This window comes from Streptomyces sp. NPDC001634, from assembly GCF_040298185.1.
In the GTDB taxonomy this organism is placed as follows: Bacteria; Actinomycetota; Actinomycetes; order Streptomycetales; family Streptomycetaceae; genus Streptomyces.
In genome coordinates this window covers 135,921-160,949 of sequence record NZ_JBEOZU010000007.1, presented here as the reverse complement: position 1 = coordinate 160,949, position 25,029 = coordinate 135,921, and the positions used below count along the sequence as shown (strand labels likewise).

Below are 25,029 nucleotides of genomic sequence, written 5' to 3'. Positions count from 1 at the left end.
CGTGCGCGTTCACAGGCTGTATTCCTTCACCACCCGGCGGACCTGGGCGAAGAGCATGCCGACGTTCACGGACTTGCGGCAGACGACCACCGCGACGACGTCCTGCTGCTCGTTCATACGCACGAACAGATGGGTGAGGTTATCGCTGTTGACGAGGATCTCCTGGAAGAAGTGGCCGTCGCTGGTGATCCCCCGGCGTTCCTTGAACACGTCCTCGATCATCACGACCGTACGTCCCTGGAACAGATCGAGGGTCGCTCCCGCCAGCAGATCGAGGACCTCGGGCGGGTGGTTCTCCACGGTCTCGTAGGACAGCAGCATCCCCGTCGACATGTCGACCACGCCCGCGGCGACGCAGTCGGGGGCGTCGGTACGGAGGGACTTGACCAGGCCCATCACCTGGTCGGAAAAACCGGGAGTCATACGCTTCGTCGCCATCCCTTCACACTCCCTCGGGTGTCTTGTCGGTGAGGATCGAGCCGATGCGGTCGAGGGCGGGTCGCGTCTCCCGGTGCAGCCGGTCCACGTCCATCCCCTCGTCGCCCAGTACGACCATCAGTGCTGTGTCGCCGACCGCGTAGAACGCGGCGCAGCCGTGGCTGCCGTAGGCGACCGTGCCGTGCAGGGTGCCGCGGGCCGTCGCCTCGGTGGTGCGCCGGGCGACGCCGAGGCCGGCCGCCGCGAGGGCGGCAAGTCCCTCCGGGTCGATACCGCTCGCCGTGTCGGCCGCGATGAGCATTCCGTCGGCCGCGGCGACCGCGGTGTCCGTAATTCCTGTCACCTGCTCGCGCAGGCCGCGCATTTCGAGTGCCAGTGCTTTGTGATCCATGTACTCAACTCCCCTGCGAATGGTCCGTCACTGATCGCATGTGTTCGTCTTTCATCTGTCTCGCGGTTGTCATGTCTTCGTTGTCATGTCGTCGTTGTCATTTCGCGGTTCCGCTCCGCAGCCGGAAGAACCCTTTCCAACTCGCCCCGTGCTTTTCGGAGGCGAGAGTCTCGGTGATGCCGCTGGCGCCGGGCGTGCGGCGCGGCAGGGCGGGGGCCGGGCCCGGGGGTAGGGGTGGAAGTGGGGTTGGGGATGCCGCCACGACCGCCCGCTCCGCCGTCGGTGGGGTCCGGCGACGCAGGCCCTCCGGCGGCATGCGGAGCTGTATCCGGACCGCCGGCGCGGCCCACTCGACGCACTCGAGAAAGCCCGCGCCCAGCAGACGGGCCATCTCGACGGTGACCGGGTAGACCGCGCGCCCGGTACGGAAGGCGATGTCCCGGGCGGTGCGCCGGCCATCGGACTGGATGAGCAACTCCCTCTGTAACTCACCGAATTGAGTGACGTCGACCTCGATGGCGGGCACCGGGCGCTCGCGGTCCGGCCGTACCGGATGCGGCATGACGTCCAGCGCGGCCAGCTTGCGCGCCGCCTGCTGCAGCAGCCGCGTGGCGCCCTCTCCGACGACGAGCGCGTCGGGGGGCTCGGCAGGGTCTTCCAGTTCCACGCAGCCGTCGACGCACCCGGCGACCATCGCGAACACCGCGTCCTGCATCGCCATCATGCGGACCACCCTGAGCTCGGCCGCCCCGGCGCCCGACCGGCCCGAACGCATGAGCAGCGTTCCTGGACCGGGGGCGCCGGGGCTCGCGACGGCGACCACGAGACCGTCGCGCAGATGGACGACTCCCCCGGGCTGCCCGGAAACCCGGAGCCCGCCGTCGCCCTTTTCACGCGCGTACTGCGTCACCGCGCGCGACAGCAGGTCGTATCCGGCCCGCCCAAGGGAATCCCGTATGCCCGCCACATCTCCCCTTGGAATGTCGCACACACGCCTGACGCGTCACGCTGAGGAAGTATGTGTATCAGCTCGGGCACATATTCCAGCGAAATTCGCACTACCTGACGGAAGTTGAATTTCTCTCGCCGTTCGAGGTGCGTAATCGGACACCTGAATGACCGAGTGTGCGTGCGTGGTTGCCCGGATGCTCAGTCGCCGCGGCCCAGCACCCGTACGGGCAAGGGCCGCAGCGCCCCGGTGAAGGGGACCCGCACGGCTTCGGCCTCCTCCATGAGCGCGCCGACCTCCGCCGGCACCGCCTTGGCCCGTACGGCGAGGCGCTCACCGGCGGGCGAGAGGAGCACCTTGCGGGTGGTGCGCTCCCGCAAGGTGACGCCTAGGACCTCCTCCAGGGCGGAGACGGCACCCGACAGCGCGGGCCGGCTCATGCCGGTCGCGGCGGCGGCGTCGCGGAAGTGAAGGTGCCCGGCGACGGCGGCCGGCTATTTCCCGAATCAATGCACCCTGTGCCAGGATCCTGATCGTCCAACCCATGAGAAACACCTTGCTTTCCCGGTGTTTCTGTGCTGTAAGGAGCGCGTGTGCTCACCGTCGGTGACAAGTTCCCCGAGTTCGAACTGACCGCCTGTGTCTCGCTGGAGAAGGGCAAGGAGTTCGAGGAGATCAACCACAAGACCTACGAGGGCAAGTGGAAGATCGTCTTTGCATGGCCCAAGGACTTCACCTTCGTGTGCCCGACCGAGATCGCGGCCTTCGGCAGGCTGAACGACGAGTTCGCCGACCGTGACGCCCAGATCCTCGGCTTCTCCGGCGACTCCGAGTTTGTGCACCACGCCTGGCGCAAGGACCACGACGATCTGCGCGACCTGCCGTTCCCGATGATGGCCGACTCGAAGCACGAGCTGATGCGCGACCTCGGCATCGAGGACGAGGACGGCTTCGCCAAGCGCGCGGTCTTCATCGTCGACCAGAACAACGAGATCCAGTTCTCCATGGTGACCGCGGGTTCGGTGGGCCGTAACCCGAAGGAGGTCCTCCGGGTCCTGGACGCTCTCCAGACGGACGAGCTCTGCCCCTGCAACTGGGCCAAGGGCGACGAGACCCTCGACCCGGTCAAGCTGCTGGCCGGTGAGTGAGCGATGTCCCTCGACTCCCTCAAGTCCGCCCTGCCGGACTACGCCAAGGACCTGAAGCTCAATCTGGGCTCGGTGATCGGCAACTCCGACCTTTCTGCGCAGCAGCTGTGGGGCACGGTGCTGGCGACCGCGATCGCGTCGCGTTCCCCGATCGTGCTGCGCGAGCTGGCTCCGGAGGCGAAGGCGAGCCTCACGCCGGAGGCGTACACCGCGGCGAAGTCCGCAGCCGCCGTCATGGCGATGAACAACGTCTTCTACCGCACGCGCCATCTGCTCTCGGACCACGAGTACGGCACCCTGCGTGCGGGCCTGCGGATGAACGTCATCGGCAACCCCGGGGTCGACAAGGTCGACTTCGAACTGTGGTCGTTCGCGGTGTCCGCGATCAACGGCTGCGGGCTGTGCCTGGACTCGCACGAGCAGGTGCTGCGGAAGGCCGGGGTCGACCGTGAGGTGATCCAGGAGGCGTTCAAGATCGCCTCTGTGGTCCAGGCGGTCGGTGTCACGCTGGAAGCCGAGGCTGTTCTGGCCGAGTGACCCGGTTGTCGGGGGCCCCGCTCACTCCTGGTGGGCGGGGTCTTCCGTGTTCTCCTCGACGGCCTCGTCCGCGACCTCCGGAGGGGCCTGGCGCTGCTGGACCTCCAGCGAGTACTGCCGTAGATAGCCGACCACGGTGTTCGTCACCGCCACCAGGGGTACGGCCACCACCGCGCCGCCGATGCCCGCCACCATGCCGCCGGCCGCCACCGTCAGGACCACGGCCAGCGGGTGGACGCGGACCGCGCGGCCCAGGATGAACGGCTGCAGGACGTGGCCCTCGATCTGCTGGACCGCGAGCACCACGACCAGGGTCATGACCGCCGTGAAGACACCCTGCGTCACCAGCGCCACGATGACCGCCAGCGCGCCGGAGGCGACGGCGCCCACCAGGGGGATGAAGGAGAACAGGAAGATGAAGACGGCCAGCGGGACGGCCATCGGCACGTTGAGGAAATAGATGCCGATGCCGATGAAGATCGCGTCGATGAGGGCGACCAGGACCGTGCCCCGGACGTAGGCGGTCAGCGTGCGCCAGGCGCGCGGACCGGCGCCGGCCACGCCCGGGCGGGCTGCGCCGGGCACCAGCTTCAGGAACCACTGCCAGATGCGTTCGCCGTCGTAGAGCAGGAAAAGCGTCGAGAAGAACACCAGCAGGATGCCGGTCAGGGCCTCGACGATGACCTGAACGCCCTCCAGGCCCGCGGAGGTTATCTGGTCGGTGTTCGCCCCGATCGCCTCGCGGAGGTTCTTGGCGATCTGGTTGATCTGCTTGTCGGTGACGTGGAACGGGCTCTTCAGCAGCCAGTTGCGCAGGTCGTCGATGCCGTTCTGGATCTGCGTGGAGAGCGCGTCGATGTTCTCCATGACCTGCCAGGTCACGAACCAGCCGAGCAGGCCCAACAGGACGAAGCCCAGGATCACGGTGAGCGCGGTGGCCGGACCGCGCGGCACGCCATGACGTTTCAGCCGGGCGACCAAGGGCTGGAGCAGTGCGGTCATCAACAGCGCGATGACGAAGGCGAAGACCACCAGCTGGACGGCGCTGATCACCCGCATCAGCACCCAGACCGTGCCGGCGAGGACGAGCAGCCGCCAGCCCGCCTCGGCCGCGACCCGTACGCCCCACGGCACGGCCTCGACGGGATGGGGGCGTTCCTGTGCGGGGGGCGCGTACACCGCCGGCGGCGGGACGCTGTCCGCCACCGGGGGCGGCTCGGGCTCGGCGTGCTCCTTCTCGACCTCGGCGCGGCGTTCGTCCAACCGATCCCCCATCTCGGTCAGTCCGGCGCCGATCCGGGAAAGCCACCCTGGCACTTGCGACATGATCCGTCCTCTTCCCCCGTGTCCCCGGGTGATCCCCACCACTCCCCCCTGGAGTCGTCGGATCCGACCGTACATGCCGGGCGCCTGGGGCCGTTAGGGCCTGTTCTGAGTTCCCCGTCGTCCGCGCGGAGCGCGGGCGGGGCACTCAGAACAGGCCCTGAGCGGCCGAAGCCCCTCACCCAAAGACGGTGAGGGGCTTCGTGAGGTTGAGCGGCCGGAACGGCGTCGGCTCAGTAGTTGCCGTGGGCCTGCCAGTACCCCCAGGCATCACAAGGGCTGCCGTAGCGCTCGTTCATGTAGCTGAGGCCCCACTTGATCTGCGTGGCCGGGTTGGTCTGCCAGTCGGCACCCGCGGACGCCATCTTGTCGCCGGGCAGGGCCTGGACAAGACCGTAGGCGCCCGAGGAGGGGTTGGTCGCCTTGTAGTTCCAGGTGGACTCACGAGTCACGATGTTGCTGAAGCACTGGAACTGGTCGGACGGCACGATCTGGCGGGCGATCGCCTGGATCTGCGCGACGGTGTACGAGGGCTGGAGCGAGAAGGTGGTGGACGTGTCGCGCGTGGAACGGGTGGCCGCAGCCTCCGCGTCCGCGCGTTCCTTCGCGGCCTTCTCGGCAGCCGCCTTCTTGGCGACAGCGGTCTCGGCGGCAGCCTTGCGGGCCGCCTCCTCGGCGTCCTTCTTGGCGCTCGCGTCGGCCTGGATGGCCTGGGCGTCGGCCTGCTGCGTCAGGGAAGCGGTCTGCACCTGCGCCTGCTGCCCTGCGGGTATGTCCGCAAGGAGCGTCGAGTCGCTTGCCGTTGCCTCGGCGTCGTTCCCGGGCTGCCCGGTGTTGCCCGAGGCAACACCAGTGACGGCGCCGACAGCGGTGACCGCCGTGGCCGAGGCCACTGCGAATCCCCGGACCGAAATCCGGCTCACACGGTTTCCTTCCAGCATCGCCCGCTTCGGTGACCCTGGCGGACGCAATCGTGCCCCTGACGCTGGCCTCCCAACTGCGGGGTCACGGGAGGCACGGGCCCGGTGGGCAACTCCCTGACGGGAGCGCCGCGTGGTGCTCGGGCGGCATACGACGGCTCTATGGAGTTCTGATGCTTCTGTTGTGCCGTACCGCTGGGGGTACAGGTGTGTCGTATGCGGGGCCTGACAGGAGTGAGACTCTGCCGTAACCCGACGCCGGGTGGCAATTCTGAGTTGCGTGTGAAAGCTCACATCCCGTTTGGCCTACGGGATTCCGAGAAACGCCCACACGCGAAGGCGCCGCCCGGCTAGGCTCTAGGCCTTTGCCGGGCGGCGCCAACCAACGAGTAACTACCTCAGGTTGAGCACTCGGGTCAGATCTGCCCCTCTTCGAGCATTTCGGTCACAAGCGCAGCGATCTGGGACCTCTCGGACCGTGTGAGCGTGACATGAGCGAAGAGCGGATGACCCTTCAGCTTCTCCACGACGGCGACGACTCCGTCGTACCGGCCCACCCGCAGGTTGTCCCGCTGGGCCACGTCATGGGTCAGAACCACCCGTGAATTGGCGCCGATCCGGGACAGAACGGTCAGCAGGACGTTCCTCTCGAGCGACTGGGCCTCATCCACGATCACGAACGCGTCATGGAGCGAGCGGCCGCGGATGTGGGTGAGCGGGAGGACCTCCAGCATTCCGCGGGCGGTGACCTCTTCGATGACCTCGCGGCTGGTGACCGCGGACAGCGTGTCGAAGACCGCCTGGGCCCAGGGGCTCATCTTCTCGGCCTCGGTGCCGGGCAGATAGCCGAGTTCCTGCCCGCCGACCGCGTACAGCGGCCGGAAGACCATGACCTTCTGATGCTGCCTGCGCTCCAGCACCGCCTCCAGGCCCGCGCACAGGGCCAGCGCCGACTTGCCGGTGCCGGCCCGGCCGCCCATCGACATGATCCCGACGTCGGGGTCGAGCAGCAGGTCGAGGGCGATGCGCTGCTCGGCGCTTCGGCCCTTGATGCCGAACGCCTCCCGGTCGCCGCGCACCAGACGGACGTTGCCCTCCGCCGTGACCCGGCCCAGCGCCTTGCCCCGCTCCGACTGGATCGTCAGTCCGGTGTGCACGGGGAGACCGGCAGCCTCGGGGACGTACGCGTGTCCCTCTTCGAAGAGGATGTCCACCTGCTCGCCCGACAGGGTCAGTTCGGACATTCCGGTCCAGCCGGAGGAGTCCGTGATGGCCAGCTCCGCGCGGTACTCCTCGGCGAGGAGGCCGACCGAGGACGCTTTGATCCTCAGCGGCAGGTCCTTCGAGACGACGGTGACGTCGAACCCCTCCGCCTGCAGGTTGCGGGCGACCGCGAGGATGCGGGAGTCGTTGTCCCCCAGGCGGTAGCCGGTGGGCAGCACGCTGGGGTCCGAGTGGTTGAGCTCGACCCGGAGGGTCCCGCCGAGGTCCCCGATCGGAATGGGGGCGTCGAGGCGGCCGTACCGCACCCGGTAGTCGTCGAGCAGACGCAGGGCCTGCCGGGCGAAGTAACCGAGTTCGGGATGGTGCCGCTTGGCCTCCAGCTCCGTGACCACGACGATCGGGAGCACTACCTCGTGCTCGTCGAAACGGCTCATGGCGTTCGGGTCGGCCAGCAGGACGCTGGTGTCGAGAACATAGGTGCGCCGGTCTGGCTTGTGGCGCTTTGTGCTGGTCACCACGGAAGGACGTACCCCCTCGGATGAGGTCGGGGAGCGACGGAGTGGAGTGCCGGGTTGGGCTGGGCGGGAGATATCCCGACCGGTCGACGGCCGCGATGCACGGGCCGAGAACCGGCCCTCCACTGCTTCTTCCGTGCCGAAACCGCACGGTCGGGCTGGTGCAAAGGGCCTCCCGGGCGGACGGCCCCGAGCCGTCCGCTGAGATACGACACCCGTGGTTCGGGTGTCGACCTGCTTGGCTTATGCCCTCGAACATGCGCCGCCATGCCACGGCGTACGACGGCGCCCCGGTGAACTCCTTGTTACTTCTACCCCCGAGAGGGTGATAACACGGGTCACGGCGAGAGAGTGCCGAGCCCCCGTGACAAGGGGTTTTTCAGCCTCCGTAGCGGCGGTGTCGCGCCGCGTAGTCGCGCAGGGCGCGCAGGAAGTCGACCTTGCGGAAGGCCGGCCAGAAGACCTCACAGAAGTAGTACTCCGAATGAGCGGTCTGCCACAGCATGAAACCGGACAGACGCTGCTCACCGCTGGTACGGATCACCAGGTCGGGGTCGGGCTGGTCACTGGTGTAGAGGTGCCTGCCGATCAGGTCGACGTCGACGGAGTCCGCGAGGTCCTCCATCGAGGTGCCCTTCTCCTGGGCATCGAGAAGCATCGAACGCACGGCGTCGGCGATCTCCTGGCGGCCGCCGTAGCCGATGGCGACGTTGACGAGTATCCCCTTGACGTGTGCGGTGGTCTCCTCGGCGTCCTTGAGGACGGACTGCATCTGCGAGGGCAGCAGGTCGAGCGCGCCCACGTGGTGCACACGCCAGCGGCCGTCGGCGGCGAGCGAGCGGACGACGTCCTCGATGATCCCGAGGAGCGGGACCAGCTCCTCCTTCGGCCGGTCGAAGTTGTCCGTCGACAGCAGCCAGAGCGTGACGACCTCGACGTCCGTCTCGTCGCACCAGCCGAGGAACTCCTCGATCTTGTCGGCCCCGGCCCGGTGGCCCTGCGCGGTGGTCGAGCCCGCCGCCTTCGCCCAGCGACGGTTGCCGTCCATGATGACGCCGATGTGCTTGGGCACCTGAGCGTGGTCCAGGTGGCCCTCCACCCGGCGTGCGTACACCCTGACCAGCAGGCTGCGCAGCTTGTCGCGCAGGTTCACGTGATTGTCAGCCCCTCCGTGCGGATCAGACGGGTGCAGGCATGCGCGATCCCCGTCAGATGGCGGCCCCCGGAGGCGAAGCCTACCCCCGCACTCCCAAGGCGCCGCCCATGGCCCGGCGTTCCAGAACGCTACCCCGAAGAGGCAAAGGGAGGGGAAAGGAAACGGGCCGGTCCGTGGGGGGGAGACGGACCGGCCCGAGGGGGGGTTTCCACCATAACCCTTCGTAAGTGATGCTGCGTGCATTGCCGCGCCACAACTACTCTCCGGAGTCACCCGACGACACGGCGATGACTCCGGAAGCGCCCATTCAGGGCGTGATCATGGCTGATTCACTGCGGATTCCAAGGAGATCCGGCCGAATCCTGTGGGATCCAAGGGATGTGCACCTCGTTGTGGGGCGATTGGCGACACGCCCGGGCGTACCCCCGGTGGGTGACCCGCGGCTTCACCGCTCACTTGACGCCGTCGCTAACTTCGCAGTCATGGCCATGCTCATGACGGCGGGAACGCCCGGCCCGGTGCCGCTGGAGGTCGCCCGGTCGGCACGGGCCCGACGGCGCGGACTGCTCGGACGCGACGGGATCGAGGGGGCGCTGCTGCTGAGCCCGGCGAACTCGGTGCACACCCTGGGGATGCGGTTCGCGATCGACGTCGCCTATCTCGACCGGGCGATGCGGGTGATGGCGGTACGGACGATGCGGCCGGGGCGGATCGGCCTGCCGCGCCCCCGCGCGCGCCACGTACTGGAGGCGGAGGCCGGGGCGCTGGCGCGGTGGGGGATACGGCCCGGAGTGCGGGTCGTCCTGGAGGAGGCCTGATGGCGGTCCGGGCGGTGAGCCGGGCACCGCGCAGCGCGGTGAGCCGGGCATCGCGCAGCCCCCTCCTCTGCGCGATGCCGACCGCGCAGCTTTGCTCACGCGAATTACCTTGGTCTGAACTTACGTGAGCCACGGACACGAAACGATCCGTCCGCGATAACGATGTGGAAACCCCGTGCGTGCCAAGGCCGGTGGGAGGGCGTACGTCACGTGCGCGGCTTGCGGGCCTCGATCAGGAAGCGGGTGCTGTGGGCGACGAAGGGTCCCTCGGATTCGATCCGCCGGTGCAGGGAACGGAGTTGAGGCTCGTACCGCTCGACGGTGAAGTCCGGGACCATCCAGATCACCTTGCGCAGAAAGTGGACGACGGCGCCGATGTCGTGGAACTCCATGCGCAGCCGGGCCTCCCGGAGGTCGGTGACCTGCAGTCCGGCCGCTTCGGCCTCGGCCCGCGCCCGCCCGGGGTCGCGCCCGGTGCGGACCTCGTGCGGCTGCGGCCCGAGGAAGTACTCGACGACCTCGAAGGCGCTCGCCGGGCCGACCTGCTGGGAGAAGTACGTGCCGCCGGGGCGCAGGACGCGGGCGATCTCGGTCCAGTACGTGCGCACCGGGTGCCGGCTGGTGACGAGGTCGAAGGCGGCGTCCGCGAACGGCAGCGGCGCATCCTCCGGCGAGGCGACCACCACGGCGCCGCGCGGGTGGAGCAGTTCGGTGGCCTTGGCGACGTTCGGCGGCCGGCCCTCGGTGGCGACGGTGAGCGGCGGAAGCATCGCGGCGGAGGCCAGGACCTCCCCTCCCCCGGTCTGGACGTCGAGCGCGGCGGACGCGTGCGCGAGCCGCTCGGCCATCGACCGAGCGTACCCCCACGAGGGCCGTTCCTCCGTGGCCCGGCCCTCGAACCAGGAGAAGTCCCAGCCGTCGACGGAGGCGTCGACGGCTTCGCGGACGAGGTCTTCGAAGGTACGGCGGGCGGTCATGCGGAGAGCTTCCCAGCGGCGGCACGGGGACGCGACCGAATTGGCGGCCGTCGGCAGCCGGTTGCCGGTTGCCGGTTGCCGGTTGCCGACGCCCCCTCGGCCCGGGCGCTACGGCACCAGGGGCCGTACCTCGTCGGCCACGAACCGGATGAACGCCTCCGGGTCCGGCTCGTCCGCGGTCGGCTGGAGGATCACGGTGTCGGCGCCCGCGTCGGCGAGCCGGTGGACGGCCTTGGCGACCGTACCCGCGTCACCGGCCACTCCGTGCTCGGGCAACGGGTCCTCCCCGTTGGCCTCGATCTCGGCGCGCAGCCGGGCGGCGGCGTCCGGGCCGGTGGCGGTGTGCAGATAGACGACGACGTGGTGGGGGTCGGGGCGACCGGCCGCCGCCCGCCCCTCGTCGATGAGCCCACGGGCCCGTCGTACGCCCTCGGGAGCCGTGGCCGCGGTCAGGATCGTGCCGTCCGCCGCCTCGCCCGAAAGGCGCAGCGAGCGCGGTCCGGTGGCGCCGGCGAGGACGCGGACCGCCTCCGCGGGCGGCCAGTCCAGTGCGACGCCGTCCAGTTTCACGTACCGCCCGTCGGTGGTGACGCGCTCGCCGCGGAGCAGGGCCCGCAGCGCGTCGAGGTACTCGCGCAGCAGCGTCACGGGCGACTCGGCGCGCGCTCCGACCTGCCCCATCCAGCTCTGGACGCCGTGACCGACGCCGAGAATCGCCCGGCCGGGGAACAGCCGCTCCAGCGTGGCCGCCTCCATCGCGGTGACCGCGACGTTGCGCAACGGCACCGGCAGCAGTCCGACGCCCACGCGCAGCCGCTCGGTCCAGGCGAGCGCGGCGGACGCGGCGGAGATCCCCCCTTCCAGGAAGCAGTCCTCCCACAGCCACAGCTCCTCGAGGCCCGACTCGTCCGCGAGCCGCGCGATCGTGCGCAGCCGCTCCGGAGGCAGTTGGGGCCGGAACACAGCACCGAGACCAGTCATGCGGCCTTCCTACCCAGGGGCCCCGGACGGGACAACCGATTTACCGGCCGCCGGACTGCGGGCGTTCGTAGTGCAGGAGGACGACCCCGTTGCCGAACCGGTGGGAGTCGATCAGTCGCAGCGAGGTCAGTGTGTCGGTCTCGGGGAAGAGGGGCTTGCCGCGGCCGATGAGGACCGGATGGACGTATACCCGGAACTCGTCGACGAGGTCGTGCCTCAGGAACTCGGCGGCGAGGTCGGCCCCGCCGAGCGCGAGGTCGCCGCCCTCCTGCGCCTTGAGCGCGAGGACGTCCTCGACGACGACGTCCCGGACGATGGTGGTGTGCCAGTCGGCGTGCTGCAGGGTCCGGGAGAACACGACCTTCGGCATGTTCCGCCAGATCTGCGCGAACTCGACCATGGGTCCCGCGAGGTGCGGATCGACGTCGGCGGTGGGCCAGAAACGGGCCATGAGCTGGTAGGTCACGCGCCCGTTGAGGAAGGCGCCCATGTTCTGCAGGACGTCATTGAAGTGCTGGTGCAGTTCGTCGTCGACCTGGTGCCAGTCGATCTCGCGGTTCGGGCCCTCGATGAAGCCGTCGAGAGACACCGACATCATCAGGACGATCTTCCTCATCGCGCACCTCGCCGACGTCGGTCCCTGCCCCCGCCGCCCACGGTACTCACGCGGAGCCGCCCGCGACCCCGTTGCCACGCCGCCCGCCGGGGGAACCGCGGGATTCGGCCTGCTCAGGCCGCTTCGACCGCGGCCTCCGACTGCGGACCGGGAACCACTACCGTGACGGCACCCTCGGCCAGGTGCAGGACCAGATCGGCCTGAGCCGTCAGGCGCAAGTCGTGGGTGATGAGGAACGTGGTGCGGCCTGTCGTGAGACGGCGCAGGGGCGCCATGATGCGGGCGGTGGAGGCATCGTCGAGGCCCGTGCTGGGCTCGTCGAGGATCAGCACGGGTGCGGTGCGCAGCATGGCCCGGGCCAGGGCGATCCTGCGGCGCTGGCCGCCGGAGAGTTGGCCGCCGCGCTTGCCGACGGGGGTGTCGTAGCCCTCGGCCAGGCCGCTGATGAACTCATGGGCGTCGGCTGCGGCGGCAGCGGCGAGCACCTCCTCCTCGGAGGCGTCGGGACGGCCGTAGATGATGTTGTCCCGGACCGTGCCGTCGAACAGCATGCTGTCCTGGGGCAGCAGGGTGATGTGCCGGCGCAGTTCGTCCACGTCGAGCTCCGAGATGTCCCGGCCGTCGAGCAGGATGCGACCCTGTGAGGGCTCGTGGAAGCGGAGCAGCAGCTTGCCGAAGGTGGACTTGCCGGCGCCGCTGGGGCCGGTGACCGCCACCAGCAGGCCGGGGGCGATGTCCAGGTCGACCTGGTGGAGCACGGTGCGCGAACTGCCGGGATAGCAGAAGCCGACCCCCTGGAAGGTGACGGCACCGCGGACCGGCTCGGCGAGCGGCGGCGCGTCCGGCCGGAGCTCGGGTTCGGCGACGGGGCGCGTGCGCAGCACTTCCAGCAGGCGTTCCGATGCGGCGGTGGCGGAGGACGCATTGACCAGGAGTTCACCCAGCTCCTGCAGCCGTGGATGGAGGTAGCCGAGGTAGGCGGCGAAGGAGAGCAGGCCGCCGACGCTGAGGTGGTGCTCGGAGATCTGCCATGCTCCGGCGCCGAGGACAGCCAGCACAGTGAGGGTTTCGATCAGTTCGCCGAGCGGCCCGTACAGCGAATGGAGCCTGATCTGCCGCAGGCCCGCGCGCATCCAGGTGCGCCCCTCGCGGTGGAGTTTGCTGCGCTCCGCCTGCTGTCTGCCGTACGCCTGCACCAGGGGCATGTTGGCCAGACTCTCCTCCAGTACGGTGGCGAGCCGGCCGTTGCTGTCGCGTTCCGCGCGGGTGGCGGTACGCATCAGGGTGCCGAACACCCGGGCGCCGATCCAGATCACCGGCGCGAGGACCAGGGTGATCAGCGCCAGCTGCCAGCTGGTCCAGAAGGCGGCGACCGCGAAGACGAGGGCGCCGACGGCGGAGGTGATCAGCTCGACGGGTGCGGAGGCCACCAGCGTTTCCACGGCTTCGATGTCACCGGTGAGGCGGGAGACCAGATCGCCCGTGCCGTATCGGTCCAAGGAGTCCGGCGGCAGCTGCTGGAGGTGCTGGAAGACCCGGTCACGCAGCCCGAGCAGGAAGTGTTCGCTGGTCCAGCCCGCGAGATAGCTGCCTGCGGAGGAAGCCACCGCACCCGCCGCGGCGAGCCCCAGCCACAGGGCGGCAGGCCCCCAGAAGGCGCCCAGGTCGCCGGGGGCCAGTACGTCGTCCGTCAGGACGCCGACGATGCCGATGGCGGCCGTGTCGCACCCCGCGGAAACCACCAGCAGCAGGGCGGACGCCAGAACGGCGACACGGTTCACGCGTACCAGCGGCCAGAACTTCCGGAACGCGGCGGAGGGCGATATGCGGGCGTGGCGTATCCGGGCGCGGGTGCCGGCATCGGCCACGGGGGTGGTTATCTGTGCGGCGGTACTCATGGGTGGCCGATGCTCCCTGGGCGCAGCCCGGTCAAAGGGTGCGCCGGAATCCGTCCGCTCCCGGCTTTGCGGACGGTGCGGACGGATCCCGGCGCGGGATGGCTTTTTGCCGGTCCTCTTACTTGGCGGCCTTCTTGTGCTTGCGGTGGTGCTTCTTGTGGTGGTTCTTCTTGTGGCCTTCCTTGGCGGCGCAGCCGGCTTCCTTCTTCTTCGCCTTCTTGCCCAGCATGATCTTGTCGAATGCCATGGGTTACGGCTCCTTTCTCGTGGCCCGTCACCGGGGCTGTCCTGCTTGTTGCCGATGAATACGAGAAAGGGGCACAGTCCGTTCAAAGGAATTCAGGTTTAATTTTAAAGATCTCCCTCTTACTGAATTCCTACGCAATTGAGGAGATCCCTTTGTTCTGCTTTTAGAAAGCGCATCACCCCGCGGAGATGCCCGAGCCCGCACCGTGCGACGACCCGCCCCTCGGGAACGACACCTCCACACGGCGGTTCTTGCGGCGGCCCTCCTCCGTGGAATTGTCGGCGATCGGGTAGTCCTCGCTGTAGCCGCGCACCTCGAAGGTGATGTTCCCGCCGAGCGTCGCGGCCAGCTGGTCGTGCACGGCCTCCGCGCGCTGTTTGGAGAGGACCAGGCCGTGGGCGTACGTGCCCAGATTGTCGGTGAAGCCGAAAACGCGGATGCTTGTGGCGTTCTGCTTCTTGATCTCGTCCGCGATGGCGTCGATACGGGAACGGGCCTCCGGGTTCAGCTTGGCGCTGTCCTTGGAGAACAACACCTCCGCCTGGAGCGCGAACGTGACGCTCGCGTTGGTGTCCGACCGCCGCTCCTCACCGCCGAGGTCCTCCACGACGGACTTGATGTCCAGCACCTTGGCGGGCGCGAGGGTGGCCCCGTCGGCGAGCTTCAGCCCGGGGCTCTTGGGGTCGACGGACGGAGGTGGGGAGGTGGCGACGGTGCCGGGCGGTGCGCTGGGGTTGTCGTCGGCGATGGCCTGGGGGCCGGTGGCGAGAGTGAGGGCGGTGAGGAGCGAGAGGGTGGCGGCGGTGGGGGTGAGACGCATGGGGCTCACCCCTGTGAGAGGTTGATGGGGGCGGGGGGCATGGAGCCGACCTGGAAGTCGACCTTGGTGGTGCCTTCGGGCGGGGCGGGGAACTGGGCGAACCAGTCGGCCGACTTCCCCGCGGCCACGCCGCCACCGTCGAACTTGGTACAGAGGCAGCGCCCCTGGGTGTCCCGCAGGACGAGGTACTTCTTCTTGCCCGTGCTGTCGATCAGGGCAGCCCCGGCCAAGGAGGCGCCGTTCCTGCTCAACTCGCGCTCGTCGCCCCGCCAGTTCGACGCGATCCAGAACTGGCCGCCGTTATTGGTGACCGTGCCGCTTACGGTCACGAAGCCGCCCTGGTCGCGGACCGCGGAGGTCACCGAGAGCGTGATGTCACCGCTCTTCACCTCCACAAGCACCTTGTCCGCAGGGGGTGCGGAGGACTGCTGACTCCCACTGCCGCCGGCCCCCGCAGTGGACTTGGCGGAAGAGTTCGTGGCGCTGGGTTTCCCGCCACCGCCTCCACCGCCACACCCGGCCACCGTGAGGAGCAGCCCGGTCGTGATCGCCACTGCGGACAGCGCCCTGCGGCCCTTCATGGTGCGCCGAAGAAACATCTGTACGGCTTTCCTCTCACTCGGCCAGATGCACAGAGAACAGCACGGACGCGTCAGGAAGGTCGTCCGAATGGAAATCTTCGGGATTGATGTCGACGGACCGGCCGTCGCAGTCGAGCCGCACGGGCTTCTTCGGATCGGCGTCCTGGGCGAAGGTGCAGCGCGGCTGGATCACCGCGGTGGCCTCGGCCTTGGCGTGCCGCGTCTCCGTGCCCGGGATGATGGAGTTCCCGACCGTGTAGCGCGTCTCGATCGCCACCCGGTATCCGGGATAGCCGTTCACCGTTGTGGGGTCGACGCCCTGCACGGTCGAGTCGTTCGCGGCGGCGAGCCGTTCGGCTGCCGCTGGGGCTCCCGCGCCCTTGAAGAGATCGCCCTTCAACCAGTTCAGCCACTTGTCGTCATGGCCGCCGACGGCGTCTGCCAGACCGGTCATCAGCTCGTCGCGCGAGTCCTGCGCAGCCGCCAACGCAGCAGCGTCCGCCGCGGATTGAGCTCCATTGCGGGCGGACGCTGCTTGAGCGAAGGCGAAAAAGGCGAACGCGACGAACAGCAGGATCCCCGTCAGCCAGATGTAGAGGGGGAGCATCTGCCCTCGGTCGTCGCGAAGCCTCGGCGGTGTCAGCCGCCGCCGGTGACCGACATGACGGCGTTCCGGATCGCCCCGGAGATCAGCCCGTCCAGGCCGATCTGGTCGATCAACGTGAAGATCCCGGCGATGATGATCATCAAGCCGGCGTACTCCACGAACCCGGCCCCCGCATCCCGCCCGTCCCCCCGCATCCGGGACACCACGGTCCGCCCCCACACACCGACCCTCTGCCTCACCCTGGTCACCACGGCCCCTGCCCTCCCGCCCGATGCGGCCAAGCCCAACCCATGCACCGTACGTGAAAGCGCCTTCACTCCGAGTGGGTCCAGGGGCCCAACTTCCGCGCGGCCGGCCGGTCATCGGCTCCACCCCTCCCGCGCCGTGCCCAGCCAGTGGGCGATCGCTTCGCTCCGCGAAGAACTGTGCAGCTTTGCGAAGATGCGATTGATGTGGTTCTTGACCGTCTTCTCGCTGATGAAGCAGGCGGCGGCGATCTGCCGGTTGTTCATACCGGACGCGATGAGATCCATGACCTCCACCTCCCTTGAACTCAGACCGAAGTCCAGCCACCTCACGGCACGGCGCCGAGGACCCCCCGCACGGGCTGCCCGAGCCTTCGACGAATGTGCCACAACTGGTTGCAGGTGCGAAGCGCTTTCCTTCTGTTCGTACGAAACACCGAGCGAAGACGAGACATTGGGACCAGTGGGACCAGTGGGACCAGTGGGAGACGAGGCAGGGAGGGAAGAGGCGGACACGGCCGACGAGACCGTCGCGCGTCCATCCCGCATGCCCCGTACCGCTGTGATCAGTTCGGCCGCCGTGAACTCGCCGTGCACCAGATAGCCGCAGGCCCCGAGGCTCAGCGCCTGCGCCACCACCTCGGCTTCCCGGCTGTACGTCAGCATCATCACGGGGGCCACGCGGGCCAGTTCGGGCAGCGCCGTCAGGCCGTCCGTGCCGGGCATGCGGACGTCCAGGAGGACGACGTCCGGGCGGTGGTGGGCGGCGCAGTCGAGCGCCTGTGCGCCGTCCGCCGCCTCCGCCACCACCTCGATGTCACGGTGGACGGACAGCAGGGCGGCCAGGCCGGCCCGTACGACCGGGTTGTCGTCGACCACGAGGACACGCAGGGGCGGGCCGGGAAGTGCCTGTTCAGGCATGTGCGGCCTCCTCTTGGGGGCTGTGGGGAGCGGTTGTGGAGCGGGGGACGTACAGATCGATCTCGGCGCCGCCCAGCGGTGAGCGGCCCAGGCGGAGACGGCCGCCCAGAGATGCGGCGCGCTCCGCCATGCCGAGCAGACCGAAGTGGCCGGTTTTCGCCAGGTCCTCGGGCCTGGCGGTCGAGGGCAGGCCGACACCGTTGTCCTCGATCCGTAGCCCGAAGGCCGTGTCGCCGACGACGTCGGCGTCGTCGTCGGCGGCGGCGGCGGCGAGGGTGATCCGTACACGGGTCGCGTGGGCGTGGCGGTGCGTGTTCTCCAGTGCCTCCGAGGCGATGGCCAGGACGTGGTGTGCCGTCGCGTACGGCAGGAGCAGCGGGGCGTCCGGCTTCCTCAGGTCGGCCTCCACCCCGGTACGCCCCGCGAACTCCCGTACCTGGACACCGAGTTCGGCCGTCACATCCAGGTTCGCCGACGTGAAGTCCGTACGCCGGCGCAGGTCCGACAACAGGTCGCGGGACTCCGCCGCCGCCCGGCGCGCCGCATCGGCCACCAGGGTCGCCTGGCGCCTGAGCGTCTCGGGATCGCCATGGTCCGCCGAGGCCGCGAGGGCCTCGGCCGCCAGGGCCATACCGTGCAGCGTCTTCGCCACCGAGTCGTGCATCTCCCGGGCCAGCCGGGCGCGTTCGGACTCGACGGCCTCCGCCGCCGCGAGGCGGGAATTCGCCTCCGACAGCGCCTCGCTGGCCGCGCCGAAGCGGAACATCAGGTTGCGCAGGGTCACGCCGATGATGCCCGCGGCGACACAGAACCCGGCGATGAGGAGGGTGCTGACACCGGCGCCGGGGCGGTGCGCCCAGGCCCGGAACACCGCCAGCACGACCGCCAGTTGGAGACCGGTGATTACACCGGCGCCCCGCCAGCCGTAGAGCAGACCGGAGAGCAGGGGGGTGCAGACCGTGGCGTACGCGAGCGGAGAGGCGGGGGACGCGGTGAGGAGCAGGGTGGCCACGAAGAGGAGATCCAGCGCCATCAGGGTGGGATGGGCGAGGAGACGGGGGCCCACCCGCTCCCAGTCGCGCAGCACGGCGTACGAGGCCATGACACCGAGGACGGCTGCCGCAAGGGCCGCGTAGCGGGCTGCGCCGTCCGGGGCATGGGCCAGGGCGAAGGGCGCGCCGATCACCACCATGGCGAGCCGCACGGCGACCGTCTGGCGGCACAGGGCCTGGAGCGCGCTCAGCTGGAGGCGGACGCTGGCGGGCGGCGGGGCGTCGTCCTCGAGGTACCCGGGAGTGGGCCGACCGGCACGGCTGCTCATCATCGGCCCAGGATCGATCCGAAGTTCGTCCCCGAGCCCAGGAACATGCCCGTGGCGATCAGGATCATCGTCGCGGGGAGCATGAACACCAGGGTGACCAGCGTGGCCTTGGGGATGGTCTTCGCGGCGCGGCGGCGGGCGTTCTGGGCGTCCGTACGCCGCATGTCCGTGGCCAGCAGGATCAGGGTCTCGGCGATCGGGGAGCCCAGCTCCTCCCCCTGCTGAAGGGCCGAGACGAACTGGGCGACCTGCTCGGAGGAGTTGCGCCTGCGGAGTTCGTCGAAGGCCTGGCGGCGGCTCACGCCCATGTCCATCTGGCGCAGGGTGATGCGCAGTTCGTCCGCCCAGGGGCCCTCGTACTTCTCCGCGACGCGGTCCAGGGCCTGGCGGAAGCCGAGGCCCGCCGAGACGACGACCGCGAGGACGTCGAGGAAGTCCGGCAGGGTGCGGTCGATGACGTCCTTGCGTTCCCGGATGGCCTGCCAGATCAGGGCGTCGGCGGCCAGCAACCCGAAGGCGAACGTGGCCACGGAGAAGATCAGCTGACCATTCGTCAGGAAGATCAGACCCATGACGAGGCCGAAGGTGCCGTACACCGCCCGGCGCGCGGCGTATCTGTTGAGGGTGAGACCACCCGGGTTGCCCGCCATGTCGATACGGCGGCGCTTGGCGTCGACGCGGCGCGGGCCCATCAGGCGCAGGACGAGCGGGGCGAAGCGCATTCCGAGGCGGTCGATCGCCGAACCCGCCGTGGAGACCCGGCCGGCGCCGACCTCCAGGGCGAGCGCCAGGTCGCTCGGCAGTTTCGCGTCCGCGCGGATCATACGGATGCCCAGGAGGGTCCCGGCGACCGAAACCGCCGTCAGCAGGGCCAGGAGCAAGGGCAGCATCGCGGTCTCCCCCTCACACTTCGATCTTGCCGAGTCGGCGGATGACGAAGAAGCCGACCGCGTAGAGGCCCAGGGAGAGGAGGACCAGTCCCTGGCCGAGCGGGGAGCCGGTGACACGCTCCAGCGCACCCTTGTTCGAGGAGTTGACCAGAATCAGGGAGCCCAGGCCGAGCATCGGCACCGTGAACGCCGTCGCGTTGACCTCGGAGAGCATGGTGCGGACCTCGCGCCGTGTCTCCTTGCGGTCCTCCAGGGTCTGGGTGAGGTTGCGCAGTGAACTCACCACCGAGCCGCCCGCCTTGTTGGCCAGGACGAGCGTGGTGACCAGGACGATCAGCTCCCGGGACGGCAGGCGTTCGGCCAGTTCGTCGAGGGTGTCGTCCACCGAACGGCCCAGCGTCAACTGGTCGGCGACCCGGGCGAGTTCCTCGCCGGCCGGGGCCTCCAGCTCCTCCGCCGCCATGGCGAGGGCGGTGCGCAGGGCGAGTCCGGCGGCGGTGGCGTTGGCCAGGAGGCGGGCCACGTCCGGGAGCTGGTTGATGAAGGCCTCGATGCGTTTCTGCCGCTGCCAGTTGAGGAAGATGACCGCGCTCCACACCGCGACCAGCGCGGCGATCGGGCCGAAGAACGGGGCCAGCGTCGACGCCGCGATCAGCCACAGCGCGACGACGACGGCGCTGACGTAGGTGAAGAACTCCCCCGCCGTCAGATCCAGTCCGGTCGCCGAGAGGCGCAGTTGGATGGTGCGGCCCAGACGGGTGCGGCGCAGCCGCCGGTCGATGCTCGTGAAACGCCGTATCCGGCCCGCCGCCGTACGGATCGGGCTCGCTTGGGCGCCGGAGAGCCGGTCGACGAGCGCCTGGCGCTGGGCGCGGCCGGAAACGTAGCTGTGCACGCCGGCGACGGCGAGCGTGCCGGTGAGGACGGTGGCGCCGAGGGCGAGGAGGGCGGGGTCGTTCATGGCTCGCTCCTCTCGTGAACGGGGATCATCCGATGGCCTGCCTCGTGTTGAGTACGTCGATGGCCTCCGCGACGCCGAAGGCCGGCGGGAGCGGTTCACCCGCGCCGTACAGCTTCTCCGCGACCGGGCGCGGCAGCGGGAGGTGCTCGAAACGGCCGCGGACGATCCGGTCGGGGCCGAGGGGCTGGGGGACGAAACGGGACACGGTGGTGATCCGGAACTGGTCCCGGCCGTGCGACACGACGAGGGCGACCTCCACGACCTTGCGGGAGCCGTCGGCGTACCGGGCGAGCTGGACGACCACGTCCACCGCGGAGTTGATCTGGTCCTTGAGCGCCTCGAAGGGGATCATCACCTCGGACATGGAGCCGAGGGTCTGCAGCCGCATCAGCGCGTCCTCGGCGGAGTTGGCGTGGACGGTCGCCAGCGATCCGTCGTGGCCGGTCGACATCGCCTGGAGCATGTCGAGGGTCTCGCCGCCGCGGACCTCACCGACGATGATGCGGTCGGGGCGCATCCGGAGGCTGTTGCGGACCAGGTCGCGGATGGTGATCCGGCCCTTGCCCTCGACGTTCGGCGGGCGGGACTCCAGGCGGATCACATGCTCCTGCTGGAGCTGGAGCTCGGCGGAGTCCTCGATGGTGATGATGCGCTCGTGGGACGGGATGAGCCCGGACAGGGCGTTGAGCAGGGTCGTCTTCCCGGAGCCCGTACCGCCGCTGACGATGAGGTTGAAGCGGGCGCGGACGAAGGCGGCGAGCAGCATCAGCATCTGCTCGTCGAGCGAGCCGAGGCCGATGAGTTCGGGCAACGTGTACGCGCGCGGGAAGCGGCGGATGGTGAGGGTGGGGCCGGTCAGCGCGAGCGGCGGGATGATGACGTTGACGCGTTCGCCGGTGGGGAGGCGGGCATCGACCATCGGGTTCGACTCGTCGACGCGCCGGTTGACGGTCGAGACGATCCGCTCGATCGTCTGCATCAGCTGCTCGGTGGAGGCGAAGCGGAGCGGAAGCTGTTCCACACGGCCCGCCCGCTCCACGAAGATCGAGTCCGGGCCGTTCACCATGATTTCGGTGATCGACGCGTCCGCGAGAAGTGGTTCGAGGACGCCGAGTCCGAGGGCCTCGTCGACGACCCGGCGGATCAGCTGGGAGCGCTCGGCGGAGGAGAGGACCGGCCCTTCCCGGCTGATGATGTGGCCGAGGACGCGTTCCAGACGGACCCGGCGTTCGGCCGTCGCGAGGCCGGACATCTCGGCGAGGTCGATCTCTTCGAGGAGCTTGGCGCGGTAGACCGCGACGAGATGTCCGTCCTCGCGGGCGGCTCCGCCGTCGTCGGGGGCGGCGATACGGGAGCGGAGGCTCATGTCGGTCGTCAGCTCCTCTCTGTTCGTGAGGGGTTCAGTGGTCGGAGGGCATGGTGGCGTGGCGGGTGACGTCCCAGCCGCGGAAGAGGGGGATGACGGCGGGGACGTGGACGGTGACGGTGGCGGTCGTGGTGTCGGGGCCCTTGGGGGCGTTCACCTGGGGGCTGAGCCAGCCGCTGACGGCCGCCGCACCCGCTGCCGCCCCGTCGCCGTTCTGGGAGGCGACGCGGGCTGCGGCCCGGGCGGCGGTGCCGGCCTGGTTGATGCCATAGCCGATGAGGCCGAGCTGGATGGCGGCCATGCCGATCACGAGAAGGATGGGCAGGAAACCGGCGAACTCCAGCATGGAGACGCCGCGGTCGTTCCAGCGACGGGCCCACCTTCGGGGCGGGGCCGCCTCACGGCGACGGAGAAGAGCCCTCATTGACCGTTCCCCTCCAGCGCGGCCCCCGCCGAGCCGTTCACCGACCAGCCGGGGTTGACGCCCGGGAAGAACAGCGGGACGTTCGCCGTGACCGTCGCCTTCATCACCGAACCCGCCGGGGTGCAGCTGATGTCGGCGCCCTTCCACGCACCCGGCAGATGCGCGGCACCCGCCGACCGGCACGCCCCCGCCACATCGCCCTGTACGGCGTACGCCGCCGTGGCCGCCCGCGCCGCCTCGTCCGCCGCGTTGCCCGCCAGCGAGTAGGTGTAGCCGTACAGCGCGCACTCCCACAGGAGCGCCATCACGACCAGCAGGAGCGGGAACATCCCGGCGAACTCCAGGGTCACCGCGCCCCGGTCGCCGCCCTTGCGCCACAGGGTCAGCGCTCCCCGGTCCGACGACACCTTCCGCCGCCGCCCGCCGCCGCCCTCCTGCACCGCCACCAGACCGAGTTCGCCCGCCAGCGCCCACAGCGCCTGTTTCACCGTGGAGCGGGCGTCGAGGTCCTGGAGGCGCCCGGCGTCCACGACCGACTGGAGTTCCTTGAAGGCGGCCGGGACCGCTGCGCGGGCCACCTTCGTACCGGTGACGCGTTCGACGAGGGCGGGCTGGATCTCCGTACCGCGCGAGAGACGGTTGACGACCGTGAGCGTCTCCTCGGCCTTGCGGATCTGGAGCCGGTCCCAGAGGCGGACCATGCGTTTGGCGGCTCGGACGGCGACCACGTCCGGGGTGACCACCAGCAGCGCGTGATCGGCGACCTCGACGGCGGCGGCGGTCGCGGAGTTCATCTGGGAGCCGCAGTCGACGATCACCACGTCGTGGCGGGAACGAAGCGTGCCCAGGACCTGGCGGGCCACCCGGTCGGTGACCTCCTCGCCGCGTTCGCCCTCGGCGGGGGCGAGCAGGAGTCCGATGCCGCTGTCGTGGGTGTAGACCGCGTCCTGGAGGACGCGGGGGTTGATGTCCGTGATCCCGGCGAGGTCGGCGACAGAGCGCCGGAACTGCACGTCCAGGTACGAGGCGACGTCGCCGGACTGCAGATCGAGGTCGACCAGGGCGACCGTACGGCCCGAGGCGCGTGCCGCGAGCGCCAGCTGGACCGCCGCGACCGTCGCGCCGACGCCGCCCTTCGCACCGGACACCGTGACCAGGGTGCCGCCGGGGCCGGCGTACAGCTCGGGGGTGCCGCTGCTCAGATGGCGCCGCATACCGGCCGACCAGGCGGCGGCGGCCTGGACGCGTTCGGCGAGGGCGTCGTAGCCGAGGGGCAGGGTGACGATGCCGCGGGCGCCGGAGTCCATCGCCGCGGTGAGTACGCCCGTGCTGGTGTCGGCGGTGATCAGGACGACCCCGACCGCCGGGAACCGCATCACCAGATCGCGGATCAGGTCGAGCGCGGGAACCGGCCCGATCCGCTCATGCACGACCACGACCTCGGGCAGCTCGTCGAGGGACTCTCCGGCCAGGCGCGCCAGCGTGTCGAGCAGGGCCGTGGAGTCGTGGACCGGAGGCGCCGGCTCGGCGTCGGCGAGCCGGCTGAGCAGGGTGGTGAGCGCGCGGGCGGAGTCGAGGTCGGAGACGGCGGGGAGGATGCGGATGGTCATCGGCGGGACTCCGTAGGGGCGGAGACGGCGGAGACCGTGGGGGCGGGCTCGGCGGAGGCGGTCACCCCGGGGGCGCACACCGCGGGGGCGCACACCGCGGGGGCGCACACCGCGGGGGCGCACACCGCGGGGGCGGTCACCGCAGGGACGAAGCCGGCGGCGAAGGCCCTCGTGGGGATGACACCCCGGCGGGAGCAATCAGCGCCGACGAACCCCGCAGGAACGGACCCCCGACGGAAACAACCGGCAGCAACGAACCCCGCAGGGACCGACCCCCGACGGAAACAACCGGCAGCAACGAACCCCGCAGGGACCGACCCCCGACGGAAACAACCGGCAGCGACGAACCCGGTGGGGGCGCCCCCAGCGGGCACGGCCCCCCTGGGAACAGGCCCGCTGTGGGCCGGAACGGACCTCATGCGTGGCCTCCTACTTGTCCTGGTCGAGGGTGTAGGTGCGGTCGCCCGGGGCGATCACGGTCTGGGAGCCGCCCGCGACCAGCGCGAGCCGGACGTGTTCGGCGAACGACTCGGCGTACGCGACCCGTTGGGCGTCCGCCGTGTCGAGCGCGAAGGTGATGGGGACGGCCTCGGTGGCGGTGCGGCGGCGGTCGTCGCTCGACTGCCCCGGATCCAGCGCGGTGAGCTTTCCGACGTCGAGGACGCGGGCGTTGGTCACGATGACCTTGGACTCGTCCTTGCTCTTGTCGTTCGCGGCCTTGAAGGTGGCGTAGATGTTGACCCGCGACCCGGGGTCGATCTTTCCGGCGACACCGGTCGACGCATCGATCATGATCGCGATCTCCTGCTGTCCCGGCTGGAGTTCGGGCCGGTCGACGATCATGTCGGTCTGGAGCAGCGACCCCTGCTCCAGCTTGGTCACCGCGATCTTGCCCCGGATCTGGCTGAGACTGGTGACGGCGGTGGCGGACAGCCATCGTCTGGGCATGGAGATCTTCTGGAACTGGTCGGCCGTGAGCTCCTTGTAGGGCGCGATGTCGCTCTTGAGCCGGTACGCCGTGACCTCGGGGCCGACCTTCGAGTTCACGTCGCGGATCACCGACAGCACTCCGGCGAACGCGCCGACGGCGGCGAGGGCCGAGAGGACCAGCAGGATGACGCCGCGGCGCTGGCGTGAGTTCATAA

The 25,029-nt window shown here is 69.7% G+C and carries 27 protein-coding genes and 1 pseudogene; 3 read left to right on the top strand and 25 right to left on the bottom strand.

Features of this window, described 5'->3' with window-relative positions:
- Window positions 1-9 precede the first annotated feature (9 nt).
- The 4 genes and pseudogenes from ABT186_RS06945 to ABT186_RS06930 form a co-directional block, all read right to left on the bottom strand.
- A complete protein-coding gene (locus ABT186_RS06945) occupies window positions 10-438 on the bottom strand; it encodes a hypothetical protein (RefSeq protein WP_351232266.1) in 429 nt (142 codons plus the stop codon).
- Between the two features lie 4 nt (window positions 439-442).
- Window positions 443-829, bottom strand: coding sequence for a roadblock/LC7 domain-containing protein (locus tag ABT186_RS06940; RefSeq protein WP_351232264.1), 387 nt, complete (start codon window positions 827-829; stop codon window positions 443-445).
- Window positions 830-926: 97 nt separating this feature from the next.
- Entirely contained in the window at window positions 927-1,796 is an 870-nt protein-coding gene (locus tag ABT186_RS06935) for a MarR family transcriptional regulator (protein WP_351923932.1), read from the bottom strand.
- A 218-nt stretch (window positions 1,797-2,014) separates the two neighbouring features.
- Window positions 2,015-2,269 (bottom strand): annotated as a pseudogene (locus ABT186_RS06930) (LysR family transcriptional regulator); the annotation flags it as partial.
- A gap of 102 nt (window positions 2,270-2,371) precedes the next feature.
- Between ABT186_RS06930 and ABT186_RS06925 the strand changes: the two are divergent.
- Both ABT186_RS06925 and ABT186_RS06920 read left to right on the top strand, forming a co-directional pair.
- Window positions 2,372-2,926, top strand: coding sequence for a peroxiredoxin (locus ABT186_RS06925; protein ID WP_351232260.1), 555 nt, complete (start codon window positions 2,372-2,374; stop codon window positions 2,924-2,926).
- A 3-nt stretch (window positions 2,927-2,929) separates the two neighbouring features.
- Window positions 2,930-3,463, top strand: a complete 534-nt coding sequence (locus ABT186_RS06920; protein ID WP_351232258.1) for an alkyl hydroperoxide reductase — start codon at window positions 2,930-2,932, stop codon at window positions 3,461-3,463.
- 21 nt (window positions 3,464-3,484) lie between these two features.
- On the opposite strand, the gene ABT186_RS06915 is transcribed toward ABT186_RS06920, so the two are convergent.
- The 4 genes from ABT186_RS06915 to ABT186_RS06900 all read right to left on the bottom strand — a co-directional run bounded on the left by ABT186_RS06915 (window position 3,485) and on the right by ABT186_RS06900 (window position 8,598).
- Window positions 3,485-4,789 (bottom strand): AI-2E family transporter, encoded by a 1,305-nt coding sequence (locus tag ABT186_RS06915; protein WP_351923930.1) that lies wholly within the window; start codon window positions 4,787-4,789, stop codon window positions 3,485-3,487.
- A 230-nt stretch (window positions 4,790-5,019) separates the two neighbouring features.
- A complete protein-coding gene (locus ABT186_RS06910; protein ID WP_351221884.1) occupies window positions 5,020-5,709 on the bottom strand; it encodes an aggregation-promoting factor C-terminal-like domain-containing protein in 690 nt (229 codons plus the stop codon).
- Window positions 5,710-6,122: 413 nt separating this feature from the next.
- Entirely contained in the window at window positions 6,123-7,448 is a 1,326-nt protein-coding gene (gene phoH2 / locus ABT186_RS06905) for an RNA 5'-3' helicase PhoH2 (protein WP_351221885.1), read from the bottom strand.
- A gap of 376 nt (window positions 7,449-7,824) precedes the next feature.
- Window positions 7,825-8,598, bottom strand: a complete 774-nt coding sequence (locus ABT186_RS06900) for an isoprenyl transferase (protein WP_351923928.1) — start codon at window positions 8,596-8,598, stop codon at window positions 7,825-7,827.
- A 485-nt stretch (window positions 8,599-9,083) separates the two neighbouring features.
- On the opposite strand from ABT186_RS06900, the gene ABT186_RS06895 reads away from it, so the two are divergent.
- Window positions 9,084-9,419 (top strand): DUF192 domain-containing protein, encoded by a 336-nt coding sequence (locus ABT186_RS06895; RefSeq protein WP_351221887.1) that lies wholly within the window; start codon window positions 9,084-9,086, stop codon window positions 9,417-9,419.
- A 206-nt stretch (window positions 9,420-9,625) separates the two neighbouring features.
- Here the strand turns inward: ABT186_RS06895 and ABT186_RS06890 are convergent, their stop codons facing one another.
- From ABT186_RS06890 to cpaB, 17 genes are all read right to left on the bottom strand, one after another.
- Entirely contained in the window at window positions 9,626-10,396 is a 771-nt protein-coding gene (locus tag ABT186_RS06890) for a class I SAM-dependent methyltransferase (RefSeq protein WP_351221888.1), read from the bottom strand.
- A 108-nt stretch (window positions 10,397-10,504) separates the two neighbouring features.
- Window positions 10,505-11,377 (bottom strand): LLM class flavin-dependent oxidoreductase, encoded by an 873-nt coding sequence (locus ABT186_RS06885; RefSeq protein WP_351221889.1) that lies wholly within the window; start codon window positions 11,375-11,377, stop codon window positions 10,505-10,507.
- A gap of 40 nt (window positions 11,378-11,417) precedes the next feature.
- Window positions 11,418-11,993 carry a dihydrofolate reductase family protein gene (locus tag ABT186_RS06880; protein ID WP_351221890.1) on the bottom strand — a complete coding sequence of 192 codons (576 nt, stop codon included), beginning with the start codon at window positions 11,991-11,993 and terminating at the stop codon, window positions 11,418-11,420.
- 113 nt (window positions 11,994-12,106) lie between these two features.
- Entirely contained in the window at window positions 12,107-13,891 is a 1,785-nt protein-coding gene (locus tag ABT186_RS06875; RefSeq protein WP_351923926.1) for an ABC transporter ATP-binding protein, read from the bottom strand.
- Between the two features lie 118 nt (window positions 13,892-14,009).
- Entirely contained in the window at window positions 14,010-14,138 is a 129-nt protein-coding gene (locus ABT186_RS06870; RefSeq protein WP_351221892.1) for a hypothetical protein, read from the bottom strand.
- A gap of 175 nt (window positions 14,139-14,313) precedes the next feature.
- Complete coding sequence (locus ABT186_RS06865; RefSeq protein WP_351923924.1) at window positions 14,314-14,958, bottom strand: OmpA family protein; 645 nt, start codon at window positions 14,956-14,958, stop codon at window positions 14,314-14,316.
- 5 nt (window positions 14,959-14,963) lie between these two features.
- On the bottom strand, window positions 14,964-15,557 hold the full coding sequence (locus ABT186_RS06860) for a hypothetical protein (protein WP_351923922.1): 594 nt from the start codon (window positions 15,555-15,557) through the stop codon (window positions 14,964-14,966).
- Between the two features lie 16 nt (window positions 15,558-15,573).
- On the bottom strand, window positions 15,574-16,146 hold the full coding sequence (locus tag ABT186_RS06855) for a pilus assembly protein TadG-related protein (protein WP_351923920.1): 573 nt from the start codon (window positions 16,144-16,146) through the stop codon (window positions 15,574-15,576).
- Between the two features lie 32 nt (window positions 16,147-16,178).
- Entirely contained in the window at window positions 16,179-16,385 is a 207-nt protein-coding gene (locus ABT186_RS06850; protein WP_351923958.1) for a hypothetical protein, read from the bottom strand.
- Between the two features lie 120 nt (window positions 16,386-16,505).
- Window positions 16,506-17,312 carry a response regulator gene (locus tag ABT186_RS06845; protein ID WP_351923918.1) on the bottom strand — a complete coding sequence of 269 codons (807 nt, stop codon included), beginning with the start codon at window positions 17,310-17,312 and terminating at the stop codon, window positions 16,506-16,508.
- Entirely contained in the window at window positions 17,305-18,633 is a 1,329-nt protein-coding gene (locus tag ABT186_RS06840) for a sensor histidine kinase (RefSeq protein WP_502973147.1), read from the bottom strand. The genes ABT186_RS06845 and ABT186_RS06840 overlap by 8 nt, the downstream gene beginning before the upstream one ends.
- A complete protein-coding gene (locus ABT186_RS06835; protein WP_351923914.1) occupies window positions 18,633-19,523 on the bottom strand; it encodes a DUF5936 domain-containing protein in 891 nt (296 codons plus the stop codon). The genes ABT186_RS06840 and ABT186_RS06835 overlap by 1 nt, the downstream gene beginning before the upstream one ends.
- A 13-nt stretch (window positions 19,524-19,536) precedes the next feature.
- Window positions 19,537-20,484, bottom strand: a complete 948-nt coding sequence (locus ABT186_RS06830; RefSeq protein ID WP_351221898.1) for a type II secretion system F family protein — start codon at window positions 20,482-20,484, stop codon at window positions 19,537-19,539.
- Between the two features lie 25 nt (window positions 20,485-20,509).
- Window positions 20,510-21,850, bottom strand: coding sequence for a TadA family conjugal transfer-associated ATPase (locus tag ABT186_RS06825; protein ID WP_351221899.1), 1,341 nt, complete (start codon window positions 21,848-21,850; stop codon window positions 20,510-20,512).
- 34 nt (window positions 21,851-21,884) lie between these two features.
- On the bottom strand, window positions 21,885-22,274 hold the full coding sequence (locus ABT186_RS06820) for a TadE family protein (RefSeq protein ID WP_351923912.1): 390 nt from the start codon (window positions 22,272-22,274) through the stop codon (window positions 21,885-21,887).
- On the bottom strand, window positions 22,271-23,884 hold the full coding sequence (locus ABT186_RS06815) for a CpaE/TadZ family protein (protein WP_351923910.1): 1,614 nt from the start codon (window positions 23,882-23,884) through the stop codon (window positions 22,271-22,273). The genes ABT186_RS06820 and ABT186_RS06815 overlap by 4 nt, the downstream gene beginning before the upstream one ends.
- Before the next feature lie 429 nt (window positions 23,885-24,313).
- Window positions 24,314-25,027: a Flp pilus assembly protein CpaB gene (gene cpaB, locus ABT186_RS06810; protein ID WP_351221902.1), complete on the bottom strand. Its 714-nt coding sequence runs from the start codon at window positions 25,025-25,027 to the stop codon at window positions 24,314-24,316.
- Window positions 25,028-25,029 lie beyond the last annotated feature (2 nt).